This window comes from Lactobacillus sp. 23-2, from assembly GCF_044902225.1.
Taxonomy (GTDB): Bacteria; Bacillota; Bacilli; order Lactobacillales; family Lactobacillaceae; genus Lactobacillus; species Lactobacillus absianus.
In genome coordinates this window covers 86,300-100,164 of sequence record NZ_JAOQBX010000007.1, presented here as the reverse complement: position 1 = coordinate 100,164, position 13,865 = coordinate 86,300, and the positions used below count along the sequence as shown (strand labels likewise).

General features: G+C 52.3%; 11 protein-coding genes and 1 other annotated feature. Of the genes, 2 read left to right on the top strand and 9 right to left on the bottom strand.

Features of this window, described 5'->3' with window-relative positions:
* Positions 1–487: 487 nt before the first annotated feature.
* The 8 genes from OCH80_RS04600 to OCH80_RS04565 form a co-directional block, all read right to left on the bottom strand.
* Entirely contained in the window at positions 488–2,137 is a 1,650-nt protein-coding gene (locus tag OCH80_RS04600; RefSeq protein ID WP_404538275.1) for a phosphoenolpyruvate carboxykinase (ATP), read from the bottom strand.
* A gap of 226 nt (positions 2,138–2,363) precedes the next feature.
* Positions 2,364–3,758 (bottom strand): flavocytochrome c, encoded by a 1,395-nt coding sequence (locus OCH80_RS04595; RefSeq protein ID WP_404538272.1) that lies wholly within the window; start codon positions 3,756–3,758, stop codon positions 2,364–2,366.
* Between the two features lie 203 nt (positions 3,759–3,961).
* The gene (locus OCH80_RS04590; protein WP_404538287.1) at positions 3,962–4,675 is read right to left on the bottom strand and encodes a methionine ABC transporter permease; all 714 of its coding nucleotides are present in this window, start codon (positions 4,673–4,675) and stop codon (positions 3,962–3,964) included.
* Positions 4,672–5,727 (bottom strand): methionine ABC transporter ATP-binding protein, encoded by a 1,056-nt coding sequence (locus tag OCH80_RS04585; RefSeq protein WP_404538268.1) that lies wholly within the window; start codon positions 5,725–5,727, stop codon positions 4,672–4,674. The genes OCH80_RS04590 and OCH80_RS04585 overlap by 4 nt, the downstream gene beginning before the upstream one ends.
* 40 nt (positions 5,728–5,767) lie before the next feature.
* The gene (locus OCH80_RS04580) at positions 5,768–6,628 is read right to left on the bottom strand and encodes a MetQ/NlpA family ABC transporter substrate-binding protein (RefSeq protein WP_154546936.1); all 861 of its coding nucleotides are present in this window, start codon (positions 6,626–6,628) and stop codon (positions 5,768–5,770) included.
* A gap of 120 nt (positions 6,629–6,748) precedes the next feature.
* Positions 6,749–7,003 (bottom strand) — a binding site (T-box leader).
* Between the two features lie 92 nt (positions 7,004–7,095).
* The gene (locus OCH80_RS04575; protein WP_404538264.1) at positions 7,096–9,501 is read right to left on the bottom strand and encodes an HAD-IC family P-type ATPase; all 2,406 of its coding nucleotides are present in this window, start codon (positions 9,499–9,501) and stop codon (positions 7,096–7,098) included.
* A gap of 55 nt (positions 9,502–9,556) precedes the next feature.
* Positions 9,557–10,063: a dihydrofolate reductase gene (locus tag OCH80_RS04570; protein ID WP_404538261.1), complete on the bottom strand. Its 507-nt coding sequence runs from the start codon at positions 10,061–10,063 to the stop codon at positions 9,557–9,559.
* Between the two features lie 32 nt (positions 10,064–10,095).
* The gene (locus tag OCH80_RS04565) at positions 10,096–11,052 is read right to left on the bottom strand and encodes a thymidylate synthase (RefSeq protein WP_404538258.1); all 957 of its coding nucleotides are present in this window, start codon (positions 11,050–11,052) and stop codon (positions 10,096–10,098) included.
* Between the two features lie 194 nt (positions 11,053–11,246).
* On the opposite strand from OCH80_RS04565, the gene OCH80_RS04560 reads away from it, so the two are divergent.
* Positions 11,247–12,125 carry an SPFH domain-containing protein gene (locus OCH80_RS04560; RefSeq protein WP_404538255.1) on the top strand — a complete coding sequence of 293 codons (879 nt, stop codon included), beginning with the start codon at positions 11,247–11,249 and terminating at the stop codon, positions 12,123–12,125.
* A 116-nt stretch (positions 12,126–12,241) separates the two neighbouring features.
* Here the strand turns inward: OCH80_RS04560 and OCH80_RS04555 are convergent, their stop codons facing one another.
* Positions 12,242–13,237 (bottom strand): NAD(P)-dependent oxidoreductase, encoded by a 996-nt coding sequence (locus OCH80_RS04555; RefSeq protein WP_206987423.1) that lies wholly within the window; start codon positions 13,235–13,237, stop codon positions 12,242–12,244.
* A 222-nt stretch (positions 13,238–13,459) separates the two neighbouring features.
* On the opposite strand from OCH80_RS04555, the gene OCH80_RS04550 reads away from it, so the two are divergent.
* Complete coding sequence (locus tag OCH80_RS04550) at positions 13,460–13,828, top strand: hypothetical protein (protein ID WP_404538251.1); 369 nt, start codon at positions 13,460–13,462, stop codon at positions 13,826–13,828.
* Positions 13,829–13,865: the final 37 nt, after the last annotated feature.

Genomic DNA, 13,865 nt, shown 5'->3' with positions numbered 1-13,865 from the left:
TTGTTGCTTGCCTTTCGGCGACGCAACGTTTTATATCTTAGCAAGATGATGAATCCTTGTCAACATCTTTTTAAGATTTCGTTTCCTTAGGAAAGCGCTTCGACTTTTCTTCGGGAACAGTTAATACTTTACCTGCTTTTTGCTTTTATGTCAAATTGCCCTTTTCATTCGTTTTGTGCCATAAACGCACGGGTGCGTTGTAATATGCTATTGATTTAGGCTTTATAAAACATCGCTTTGCAATGTTAATCTCTTCTATTCTTCTCGCTGATTGTTCGGGAATTACTGATTTTATTCTTTGAAATTTCCCAAACTTTTTTCTTTTTTGTTTTTTCAAGCAAAAAAATTAAGAAAATACGGTAAAAAAACAAAAAAGAAGCCCGGCGCCTGCAGGCTTCTTTTTGCTTATTCAGTTGCTTTGTCTTAATTTTTTCTTTTAGTTTGTAGGATTGGCCGTTTGGAAACTATGCCGGATTCTGCTGCTTTATCAGCTGAGTTCCTTGATGATGCCTTGCAATGTTTCCTTTGCCTCATTTGGCAATGGATTTTCCGGATTCTTGTCATTGTAGTCGTTGACCCAGTCAAGCCGGTCCTGCATTCTCGCCACCAAGGTCTTCTTGTAGTCTGGATCATCCAGCTTGACCTCAAAGCCTGCCAGCGGCATGTAGGAAACGCCCTTGAAGTCGCCAAACGGCTTCCACTCATCAGTATCGTCAGCCAGGTATTCCAGGATCTTCATGGTCAGCTCCTTAGGAATGTCCTTGCCCATGAAGGCATCCGTGTTCAAAACGTAGCAGGCCGCGTGACGCTCAGTGAATAGTTCCTTAAAGTCGCCATAGTCGCCAGCCACTGGGTAGGCTCTGAACGGGTCAGCAAATGGCTCGATGACCAAGGTGTTCATGTCAAAGCCCTTTGGCAGGTTTTCCGCGGAAGTCCGCTTGGTGGCCAGAGTCAAGCCCATGGTCGTGGCCAGGACCGGGTCGTCAATCTTCAAGACTGGCGGCAAAGAATTGTCCTTCATGATCCAGAACAAGGCCGTGATTGGGTCCTTTTCCACGTCTACCCGGTTGGCGGAAGTGTAGCGGCTCTTGATCACCCGGCCGTTGTGGTTGCGCAGGTCCTCAGTCACCAAGACCTTTCTCCCGGCTTCATCCTGAGTCACCGCGCAGTTCATCACTACCGTATAGTACTCGGTTTCGTGGTGGCCGGCCGGATAGTCGTGGGTCTTGTCAAAGTAGGCTGGCTCAAGGGCTACGGATGAGCCATCTTCTCTTGAAATAATGAAGGCGTCATCGTGCAGCACCGTGATGTCATACTTGCCGCCATGGGTCGCGTGGGTCAGGGTTGACTTGCCTGAGCCTGACAAGCCGTAAAAAGCAAAGACCTTGTCGTTCTTGTCCTTGAAGTGGAAGGCCTTTTCCCCGCCGTGGCAGGCCGCGTAGCCGTGCCGGTGGGCCATGGCCCAGGCCAAGGTCAAAGTCCCCTTCTTCAACTCCCCGAAGTAGCGCAGGCCAAAGACCGCGGCCGCGTTGTGGGGAGCGTCAAAGACGCCAAAGCCCTTTGGGTAGTCAGGATCAGTGACGTTAGGGTCAAAGTAGAAGTAGATATCGCCCTCATCATACGCCTTTGAGTTCTTGTACATCTTGGCTGCTTCCTCATCGAAGAACTGGAAGTTCAAAATGTAGCTTAAAAGGTTGAAAGCCTGGTCTTCCGGCATCATCACGTGCGCCTTAACCGTGAATGATTCATCAAGACCAACCAGGACCGTCGCCTTCAAGTACCGCTGCTCATGGCCAGCATAAATATCTTCATACAGGTTGCTTGCCAAGGCTGCCGGGTCTTCCTTCGGATCGTCGACAAAGTGCCGGGCGCTGGCCGTCCGGCCCAAGATCTTGCCGTGGTTGTAGACCAGCTGGGTGGCTCCCATTGGCAAGCCTAATTCCTTAGTGTGCAGGATTGGCAGGTCAGTCACGATCACGCCTGACTGCTTCTTTGCCAATTCATAGGCTTCAGCGACGCTGGTCACCTCATGCACGTTGTTGCCGTAAAAGGCACTTTCGATCGTCGCGCGCACGCGGCTGAAGACCGGGTTGGATCTTTTCAGTTCATTTTGCTTAAAACGTTCTTTCGTACTCATCTTTCTGGTTCCTTCCGTATTTTTCAAAAGCGGTTACATTTTCTCCTTGTCTTAATCATAGCAAGTTCTTTGTGAAGAATCAAACATTGTGTCAAAGTCTTTTAATAATCTTATGAAATCGCTTCGATTTAGTTAAATTCACGGTAATTCTTTGTAAAAACGCAAAAGAAAAAGCACTTCGGACTGAAGTGCTTTCAGAGACTATTCATGAAAATGTCTTACAAAACTAGTTGCCACGGACGTACTTCACGGCTTGAATGCCGGCTTGCCGGCCAAAAACGACCGTTTCCGCGATTGAGTTCCCGCCAATCCGGTTGTTGCCGTGCAGCCCCCCGGAAACCTCACCAGCAGCGTAGAGGCCAGGAATTTCGTGACCGTTGGTGTCCAAGACTTCGGTTTCAGGCGTGATGTGGATCCCGCCCATCGTGTAGTGGATGGCTGGGTGAATGTGGATGGCGAAGAATGGCGCGTCAGTCACGCCGCGGTCCATCCCCGTGGTTCTGCCAAAAGCTTGGTCGTCATGCTTTTCAACCGCCCCGTTCCAGGCAGCCACCGTGGCTTCCAGGCCAGCAGCGTCGACGCCGATCTTGCCGGCCAGTTCTTCCAGGCTTTGGCCATGTTCAACCAAGCCGATTGAATCATAGAACTCAACCGCCTTCACGTGGTCCCGGATGCCTTGGTCAAAGATCAGGTAGGCCCCATCCTCATTCAAGCCGGTGATGGCCGCTGAAACGACCTTCCGGGTGTCCAGTTCGTTAACGAAGCGCTGGCCGGCCTGGTTGACCAAAATAGCGCCTTCCCCGCGGACTGCTTCGCCGATCAAGAAGGTTCTAGGACCATCGGTTTGGGCCGTTGGGTGTACTTGGATAAAGCGCATCTGGATCAGCTGGGCGTCTACTCCTTCCGCCAGCAGCAGGCCGTCACCAGTCGCGCCAGCCTGGTTGGTCGTCTTGTAGTCAGCCAGGTCAGGCCGGTATTTCTTGATGATTTCCTTAGAAGCGCCAAAGCCCCCAGTCGCCAGGATCACGGCCTTGGCCTTCACGGTTCTGCGGCCGTCAGGGCCAGCAATCTCAACCCCGGTAACCCGTTTGTTTTCATCCTGCAGCAGTTTGGTGACCTTGGCCTGGTTGAAAACAGAGATTCTTTCCTTTTCAACGCTCTTGAGCAGGCCCGTCACCAGGTAGCCGCCAACTGGAGCCATGGAAGCCGGACGGTGGGCCCGCTTCTGGCTCATCCCCCCAGTGATGGTCAAATCGGAAAGCTCAATGTCATGTTCCTTAAGCCAGTCAATCGCCAAAGGAGCATGATCGACAAAGTAATGGAGCATCTCGGTATCGTTCAGGCAGCCGCCGCCCTTTAAGGTTTCCTTGTAGAAGTCAGCCTTGTTGTCAATGATCCCATGATCGTATTGCACCAGGGATTCAGCCGCGTTCATGCCAGAAGAAGCCTTGTTGGTGTTGCCGCCAAGGGCCTCATTCTTTTCAAAAACGGCCACGCTGGCGCCCAGTTCATGTGCCTGCAAGGCAGCTGACAAGCCAGTGCCGCCGGAGCCAATAATTACTACGTCATAGCTCGGGTTGACCAAATCAATTGGACTTGTTTTGAATACGTATTTTGCCATGTCTTTTCCTCTACTTAAAATTATTTCTGCTTACACTCTCATTATAAGCCACTTTTGTATTTTTTGAAATTAAAAGGTGTTATTTTAAAATGTTCAAATAATTGCCGCTAGAGTTCAAAAGCTTGAAAGCGCTGCAATCAGTGCTTGCCAAACGCAAAAAAAGACTCTCCAGCGGAGAGTCTTTTGCAGAGCCTGCTTAATAATTAGCGGTGCTGGTGGTTGAGCTTCTTGGCCAAGAAGTCGCCGACGACTTGCACGATGAAGATCATGATGACAACCAGCAGCGTTGCCAGGAAGGTTACGTCGGTCGCGAAGTCACGGTAGCCGTATTGGATAGCCGTCGTACCCAAGCCGCCGGCCCCAACGGCCCCAGCCATGGCGGTCAAGCCGATCAAGCTGATGATGGAGACGGTGGATACGCGGACGATTTCGGACCGGGTTTCCTTCAAGTAGACGTCAAAGATAATGTCCCAGTTGGAAGCCCCCAAGCTCTTGGCGGCTTCAACCTTGCCTGGGTCCAGGCTTTCCAAAGCAACTTGGACCTGGCGGGCATAGAATGGGAAGATCCCCAAGGTCAATGGCACCAAAGCCGCGGTATCTCCGATTTCAGTCCCGACGATCAAGCGGGTCAAAGGTGACACGAAGGCCAGCAAAATAATGAATGGGACGGCCCGCAGGATGGAAACCAGCTTGTCGCATACGTTGTACCAGAACTTGTTTTCCAAAATGCCGCCGGGTTCAGTCAAGACCAGGACGACCCCGAAGAAAAGCCCCAGGATGCCCCCAAAGACAGATGGCCAAAAGGTCATGTAAATGATCTGCATGATGGAGGTGCCCCAGCCGGTGTCCCCGCTCCAGCCTAAGTTGTAAATGTTAGGGAAGTTGACAGCGATCCAATGTACAAATGCGTTCATTATAAGCGATTGCCCCTTTCATCCAATTCAGTAACCGTAACCCCTTGCTCGTTCAGGAACTTGACCGTGGCCTTTTGCTGGTCGGCATCCCCCTTGGCGGTGATCAGCAGCGTGCCGACCGGCTCGTCGGCCAGAATCTCCACGTTCCCGTACAGCATGGAGGCTTCAACGCCCAGCTGCCGGTAAAGCTCAATGATGATTGACTTTTCCACGTTGTTCAAGTTGTAGACCAGCTGGTAGAGGGCCTCGTTTTCGTGCAGGGTAATGTCCAGCCCCTTCAAGGTGTCCACGACTTGCAATGAGCCGCCCACGAACTTCTGAGTCAATTCCTTTTGCGGGTGCAGGAAGACTTCCCGCAGGTTGCCCTTTTCGATGACTTTCCCGTTTTCCATGACGGCAACCTTGTTGGCTACTTTCTTGACAGCGTCCATTTCGTGGGTGATCAAGACGATGGTCAGGCCCAGTTCCTTGTTCAATTTCTTGAGCAGGTCCAGGATCTGGATGGTGGTCTGCGGGTCCAGGGCACTCGTGGCTTCGTCCGACAAAAGGATGTCCGGATCGTTGGCCAAAGCCCGGGCAATGGCCACCCGCTGCTGCTGGCCACCAGACAATTGGGCTGGATATGCCTCCGCCTTGTCTTCCAGGTCAACCAGCTTTAAGAGCTTGCGGCATTTGGCTTCCAGGTCTTCATCGCTCAAGCCGGAGTGCTTGAGGGCGAAGGCAATGTTTTCAATGACCGTGGTCTCGTTCAACAGGTTGAACTGCTGGAAAATCATGCCAATCTTTCGTCTATGAGCACGCAGGTCCTTTTCGGAAATGACTTGCTTGCCGTCTTTTACGAATTCTACCCCGTCAACCGTGACGCTGCCGGCAGATGGCTTTTGCAGCAGGTTGATGGTGCGAACCAGGGTCGACTTGCCGGCACCTGAGAAGCCAACGATCCCGTAGACGTCCCCTTTTTCAATGTGCAGGGTAACGTCCTGCACGGCTTTAACGTCCTCTTCCTTCTTGCGCTTAAAAGTCACGCTGACATGGTCTAGTTGAATAATGCTCATAGATGACCGTCCTTTTGTTGATTATGCTTGCTTAGTTGGCTTAGAACTTAGCGTCCCAAGCTGCTTCTTGCTTAGTGCCGTAGTACTTCTTGTACAGCTTCTTGGTCTTCGCGGTTTGGTATGCCTTTACGACATCCTTGTAAGCCTGCTTATTCTTGTCCTTCTTGTTGGCAACGATGATGTTGATCCATTGGAATGAGTCCTTGTTGATTGGCTCAACGTAGATGGTTTGCTTGTCGCCAAGGCCAGCTGGGTTAGCGTAGTCGTTGTTGACAACGGCGGCGTCAACTGACTTCAAAACGCGGGCAGCTTGTTCAGTTGCAACTTCCTTGATCTTGAAGTTCTTTGGGTTGCTCTTGATGTCAGCAACTGAGTAAATCTTGGTTGCGCTGGTCCCTTTCAGGGTAATCAGGCCGGCGTTCTTCAATACCAGCAGGGCCCGGGCTTCGTTGGTTGCATCGTTAGGAATGGCAATCGTCGCGCCCTTTGGCAGAGCCTTGAGTGACTTGTACTTCAGTGAGTAAAGACGGATTGGGGCAATGTAGGTCTTGCCGATGGCTACCAGGTTGCCCTTATTGGCCTTGTTCCAGTTGTTCAGGAAGTTGTAGTGCTGGAAAGCGTTCAGGTCCAGGTCGCCTGACTTCAAGGCACTGTTTGGCTGGTTGTAGTCAGAGAAGTTCTTGATCTTGACGGTCACGTTGTACTTCTTCTTGGCGGTTTGCGCCACGCTCTTCCAGATGGCCCGTTCAGCCTTAGTCGCGCCAACGACGCCGACCGTTACGGTCTCGCTCTTGGCTGAGTCGTTTGACCCCTTCTTGCCGAATGACAGCCAGCCGATCAAGACCAAGGCCACTACGACAACAACGGCAATAATAATATTTCTTTGCTTCTTTTTCTTCATTTTGAAGATCCTCCCATACTTTTATTTCCAGATTAAATAAACTCTTATCTCTAAAAACACTGATTTCTACAAGTAATCGCGATTGGCCGAGCGGGAATAAAAAAAGCGCTCCGTCCCTCTGTAAAGGACGAAGCGCTTCGTGTTACCACCTTTAGTTCATTCACTGCTTGCACAGCGAATCTCACCAACTGTCTCCCCAATTCATCAGGGAACCAGCTTGCTTGTTTAACGAGAGCAACCCCGGAGCCGGCTAAATATCACCGGCCCATATCATTCCAAGCCCATCTTCGCCAGGTAGCTTCTGTCGCCTTTCACCAACCGGCGACTCTCTGTGAAGAAGCTTGCTCCAGCTACTCTGCTTTTCGAGATAACTTGTATTTCATTTGATGTTTATAATCTATCATCATTTTTTAAGGTCGTCAAGAAACAATATTAAAAAAGTCCGGATTTTTTTAATATTGTTTTTCCTATAGTTCACCGGCATCCTTGCGGTAAGCCTTGATAATGTCGCCGACCTTGGCCTCACGGCCCTTTTCGCTGATGACATTGGAGACTTCTTTAATCCCGTCGCAGATCCGGGACATGCCCCTGAACAAGGTCATGCCGGCAAAGAAGAGGACGATGATCGTGAAGACTGCCCGCTTCGACAGAGCTGAGAGCCTGAAGAAGCCAGGGATGAAGATGATCGACAAGATGATGCAGACCGCGGAGACCGCCATTACCAGCAGCCGGTACTTGTTCAGCGGCCGCGAGATCCAGAAGAGCACCATCATGCCTACCAAGACCAAGAGGATGGTTGACGAGGTTCCTACTTCCTTAGAGCCAATATTGATAAATTTGTCGGTCAAGACCAGGATGCTGACGGCCAGCCAGTCGGTAATCCCGCCAGGAATGGACTTGGTCAGGATATTGACCGTAAAGTTGCCGCGAATGCGCTTATGGTTGGTCTCAAGTGCCAAAAGGAAGGATGGCAGGCCAATGGTAAAGCTGGAAATCAGGGTGATCTGGGCTGGCTTGAGCGGGTAATTAATGGTCAAGATCAAGGACATCAAGGCCATCAATAAAGAGAAGATGTTCTTGACCAAAAACAGGCCAGCTGAGCGCTCAATGTTGTTGACTACCTGCCGGCCTTCATTGACGACCTGCGGCATCTTGGCAAAGTTGGAGTCCAGCAAGACGACCTGCGAGGCCTGTACGGCCGCGCTGTTGCCTGAGGCCATGGCAATTGAGCAGTCAGCTTCTTTCATGGCCAGGATGTCGTTGACCCCGTCGCCAGTCATGGCCACCGTCTTGCCCTGCTTTTGCAAGGCATTGACGAACTTCTTCTTCTGTTCCGGCTTGACCCGGCCAAAGACATTGTAGTCAGCAACGGCTTTTTCATATTCGCCGTCTTTGATCGTCTGGGCGTCAAGATACTTGTCCGCCCCGGCAATGCCAGCCTGGGCCGCGACTCTGGAGACGGTTACCGGATTGTCCCCGGAAATGACCTTGATGTCCACGCCCTGCTTGGCGAAGTACTGGAAGGTATCCTTGGCCTCGCGTCTGATCGGGTTGGACAAAAGCACGTAGCCAAGAACTTCCACCGGCTGGGTCAGAGTTTCTTTTTCATCTGCCATCTCCAGTGGATAGCGGCAAAAGGCCAGGACCCGGTAGCCTTCTTCAGGATATTTGGCAAATTCTTCCTGGTATTCCGGCAACTCGCCCTGCAAGAGCATTTCAGGTGCCCCCATCAGCAGCGTATAGCCGTCAAAAACCGCCCCGCTGTACTTGTTCACGGAAGTGAACGGAATAATTGCCTTGGCTTTGCCGCCGCCCTCTTGGCCATACTTTTGGCTCAGGGCTTCGGCCGTAATGTTGTCCACTGGCATGCTGGCGGCATAGTCGGTCAACAGAGCCTCTAAGTCCCGGCCTTGGTAGTGGGGGGACTGGATGGCTTTTTCAACCGCCATCTTCGGTTCCGTAATCGTCCCCGTCTTGTCAACGCAGAGGACGTTGACCCGGGCCAAAGTCTCCACGCTCTTCATGTCGTGCAGCATGACCTGGTTGCGGGCCAGGCGCATTGCAGCCAGGGCCAGGGCCACGGTCGTCAGCAGGTAGAGCCCTTCCGGAATCATCCCGATAATGGCCGCTTCCATGGAACTGATGGATTCTGCGAAACCCTGACGGTTCATGAAATAAGCTTGGGCAAACAGAGCCACGCCAAGGGGAATGATAATGATCCCGACCCACTTGATCAAGCGGTTGATTGCGCGAATCATCGCCGACTCTTCCCCGCCGCCCATCGCTTTGGCCTGGGCCGTCAGCTTGGCGATGTAGGAGTCGGCGCCAACCTTGACCAGCTGGGCCAGGACCTTGCCGGAAACGATAAAGGAGCCAGACAATAGCTGGTCGCCTGGGCTCTTGGCAATTTCATCGGCTTCCCCCGTCAGCAGGGACTCATTGACGTGGACTTCCCCGTCAACGACGACCGCGTCAGCTGGAATCTGGTCCCCAGTCTTCAGCAAGACTAGATCATCAGCCACCAATTGGTCAATCGGGACCCGAACCCGCTTCTTGCCGCGGATGGCCACCACTTCGGCCTGGTTCAGGACGCTCAGCTTGCTTAAGACCGACTTGGCCCGGATTTCCTGAACGATCCCAATCACCGTGTTCAAGATAATGACCGGCAGGAAGGTCAGGTCCCGGATGTCCCCGGCAATCAGCAACAGGATAGTCAAGACCAGGAAAATCAGGTTGAAGTAGGTAAAGACGTTCTCCCTGATAATCTGCTTGTTGGTCTTGAATTCATCATCAATCGCGACGTTGACCTTCCCGGCCGCAACCCGCTGGTCAACCTCGGCTTGGGTCAAGCCCGTCTCAACATTCGTTTTCATTTTTTCACCCTCTCATCTTTCCGTGCAGCTTTTCTTCATTCATCACCGCACGTTTTTAGTGCTTGCGCTGATAGCTTTCAAAAACATAAGGGTACTTGTTCTTGGCATCCGGCTCATGGCTTTCAGCAGCCACCAGGTCAAACTGCCCGTAGTCAATGGCCGGCATGTAGGTGTCGGCCGCAAAGGCCGCCTTGATCACCGTCCGCTCCAGCCGGTCAGCCCGGCTGGCCAGCATTTCAAACAGGCTGGCCCCGCCGATGGCGCAGACTTCCACGTCCGCGTTCGCCGCCAGCCACTGGTTCATAGCCTCCTGGCTGGTCAAGACGAGCACGCGGTCGTTGTCCGCGTATTCTCGGGCAAAATCCGCGCTCCGGGTCAAAACGACGTGAACCCGGCCCGGCAACAGCTTGGGGAAGGAGGCAAAGGTCTTGCGCCCCATCAGCATCGGGTGACCCATGGTCTTGTCTTTAAAGTGGTGCAGGTCAGCGGGCAGATGCCAGGGCAAGTGGCCATTCAGCCCGATCGCCCCGTTTTCGTCTTCCGCCCAGACAAAAGTAATCATTTGAATCTCCTTTGACTAGATACAGAAAGCAATTATACCGCTACTGGCGCCTTAATGGTGCCATGGTGCTTATAGTCAAGGACCTTGATGTCCTTCATCTCAAAGTCAGCCACCGCCCGCTTTTCCGGGTTGAGCCACAAGGTTGGCGCGTCATATGGCTGCCGGGTCAGCTGCTCCTTGACTTGGTCAAAGTGGTTGCGGTAGATGTGGGCATCGCCCAAGGTGTGCACGAATTCGCCCACTTCCAGGCCGGTTTCCCTGGCCACCAGCGACAAAAGCAAAGAATAGCTGGCAATGTTGAAAGGCACGCCCAGGAACATGTCGCCTGATCTTTGGTAGAGCTGCAAGGAGAGCTTGCCATCGGCCACGTAGAACTGGAACAAGACATGGCAAGGCGGCAAAGCGCTGGCTGGCACGTCTTCGGGATTCCAGGCAGTGACGATCATCCGGCGGGAGTCCGGCGTGGTCTTGATCTGCTCGATCACGTTGGCGATCTGGTCGATAAAGCCGCCGCCCCGCTTGCCCCAATGACGCCACTGGGCCCCATAGACGTCGCCCAGGTCGCCGTATTTTTGGGCAAAGTCGCTGTCATCCAATATCCGCTGGCAGAACTTGCCCATCTCTTCATCGTAGACCCGCTTGAAATCCGGGTCCGTTTGACTGCGCAGGCCAAAGTCGGTCATGTCCGGACCTTGGTATTCCGGGCTGGTGACCCAGTTCTTGAAGGCCCACTCATCCCAAATGTGGTTCTTGTGCTGGAGCAGGAAGCGGATGTTGGTGTCCCCGCGCAGGAACCAGAGCAGCTCGCTCTTGATCAAGCCAAAAGGCACCCGCTTGGTCGTCAAAAGCGGAAAGCCCTGGCTCAGGTCAAAGCGCATCTGGGCCCCAAACAGGCTTCGCGTCCCCGTTCCGGTCCGGTCGCTCTTGTCGTGGCCTTCTTCCATGATTTTTCTAAGCAAATCCAAATATTGTTGATCTTGATTAGCCATCGATACGTCCTTTTCTAAAACTCTAAAACAAAAATGATTAAGTCTTTTTCCCCCTCAAGTCTAACAGACTTTTTGCCGCAAAAAGCAAATTTAGATGTTCTTTAAGCTCTTTCTTGGCTATAATATTGTCCATATCCAAAAAGTATTATGGATAGCAGTGCATCATTTTTTATTTACAATCTGGAGGATTGCCAATGATTATTGTAAGGATTTTATTGATCGTCTTAGTCTTGATCCTGCTGGCCGCGGGCATCAGGATCGTACCGCAGAATTCCGAAGGGCTGATTGAGACCCTGGGCCGCTACAGCCGGACCGTAAAAGCCGGACCTACCCTGCTCATTCCCTTCATCCAGCGCTTAAGAAAAGTTTCCCTGGCCCTGCAGCCGCTGGAAATCTCCAAGTACTCCATCATCACCAAGGACAACGCGGAGATTACCACCAGCCTGACCTTGAACTACCTGGTCACCGATTCCTACAAGTACTTTTACAACAACACCGATTCCGTTGAATCCATGGTTCAGCTGATCCGCGGCCACCTGCGCGACATCATCGGGCGGATGGAACTGAACGAGGCCTTAGGCTCAACCAGCCAGATCAACGCTCAATTGTCCGATGCCATCGGCGACTTGACCGACATCTACGGGATCCGCGTGGTCCGGGTCAACGTCGATGAACTCCTGCCCAGCCCGGAAATTCAAAAGGCCATGGACAAGCAATTGACGGCTGACCGGGAAAAGACCGCTGCCATCGCCCGCGCTGAAGGGGAAGCCCGCAATATCGAGCTGACCACCAAGGCCAAGAACGATGCCCTGGTAGCCACCGCCAAGGCCAAGGCGGAGGCCATCCGCACCCAAGCCGATGCTGACGCCTACCGGATCAGCAAGCTGGAAGAAGCCTTAAGCCACGCTGGTGAAGGCTACTTCAGAAATCAGAGCCTGGACTCCTTCAACAACCTGGCGGCCGGTCCCAACAACCTGATCATCCTGGACAAGGACGAGATCGGCGACTTAGGCAAGATTCCTGCCGCGGCCCAGATCTGGGACAAGAGCAGCCAGCAGAAGCCGCAAGCTTAACAGTCCAAAAAAGCCGGAGACCAGTTCTCTCCGGCTTTTTTGGCGCTTATCGTCTATTCGCTCTATTTTGCAAGCTGTATTTCTTTATTTTTTCTTTCCCTGTATTTTGATTTTGTCTATTTTACTTGGAAGATAGCCGCCTGGCCGTCCAAAGTGCGCTGGATGTCGGTCATGCTTTGGAAGAACATGTTCTTGACCGCCATCTTGGTGTAGTAGGCTGAGTGCGGCGACATGACCACGTTCGGCATGTTGATCAGTTCAGTATAGTCTTCAGGTAGTGAGCCCACGTCTTCAAACTTGCGGCCAAAAATCTTGCTTTCCCCTTCAAGCACGTCCAAAGCCGCCCCGCCAATTTCGTGGTACTTCAAGGCCACGATCAGGGCCTTGGTGTCAATCAATTCCCCGCGGGATTCATTGACGATGATCGCGTCATCCTTCATTTCCGCGAATTCGTTGGCGCTGAACATCCCCACGTTGTCCTTGGTCAACGGAATATGCAGCTGGATGATGTCCGCCGTCTTGATCAAGGTCTCCAGGTCAACGAAGTCCAGAAAAGGCTCCAAAGATGCATTATAGACCGGATCATAGCCAATCACGCGGGCCCCAAGGGCATGATAGAGTTCCGCCGCGGCTGACCCGATCCGGCCCAGGCCGACGATCCCGACCGTCTGGTTGAAGATTTCATCGCTCATCAGCTCAACTGGCCGGGTAAAGTCCCCGCGCCGCATCTTGCGGTGGTAGTAGCCCCATTTGCGCAGCAGGTACATGGCCCCGGTCAGGCCGTTTTCGGCAATGGCGCGCGGTGAATAGGCCGGAACGTTTGAAACGACGATGCCATACTTCTTGGCCAGCTTCAAGTCCACGATGTCGACGCCAACCTGGCGGATGGCCAAGTGCTTGATCCCATTGTCTGCCAAGGCCTTATAGATCTTTTCATCTTTAATCTGCTCCATCTGCTGAACGGAGACGGCATCAAAGCCCTTGGTCAGGTCAACGGTGTCGTCCGTCAATGGACTGGTGGTATATTTGATTTCATCATCAGCATGCTGGTCTTCCCATTCTTGAAAGAACCGTTCCTCAACGGGAGACAGGCTGAATACGTACGCTTTCATTTTGTTCTCCTTCCAGACTTTTTGCCTATATTATTACAAAAAAATGAGAAAAAATCCAGCCTTATTTTGCCATTTTAATTTTTCTCACTTAATCCGGAAAACAGCAGATTCCTTTAAATAAATTTTAAGCGTAATTAACCTGCCCCAGCCAAGGCAAATAGGCACCAGCGTGTTAAAATAGAACACGCAAAACTCAGTCAGCAGATCATTATTGGAGGAAAAATGTCAGCAGAACACCGCTACGTGCAGCCGCAAAATGCCCAAGAAGCCATGGAGCTGATTCAAAAGCTCTTCAACCAGTACCGCCACGCTCCCCTGACTCCGGAGCTAATGGCCTACCACAACAACCTGATCGCCCGCCTTGAAGGCGACATCCGCCAAGCCGCTGCCGCTGAAGGCAGCCAGGAGCGGCTAAAAGATTTAGACAACATGACCAGCCTGATGAAAGACTGGACTTCCATCCGTTTGTCCGGCCGCCCCTTCGCCGGAAAAATGCGGCATTTCAAGTTTGTCTCTGACCAGCACCAGCACTTCAAGCGCCGGGTTCACAAGATTAAAGGCACGAGCGACCACCGGGCTGTCCGGCACTAAAAACGGCATATGACAAAAGGACGCAGATCTCACAGCA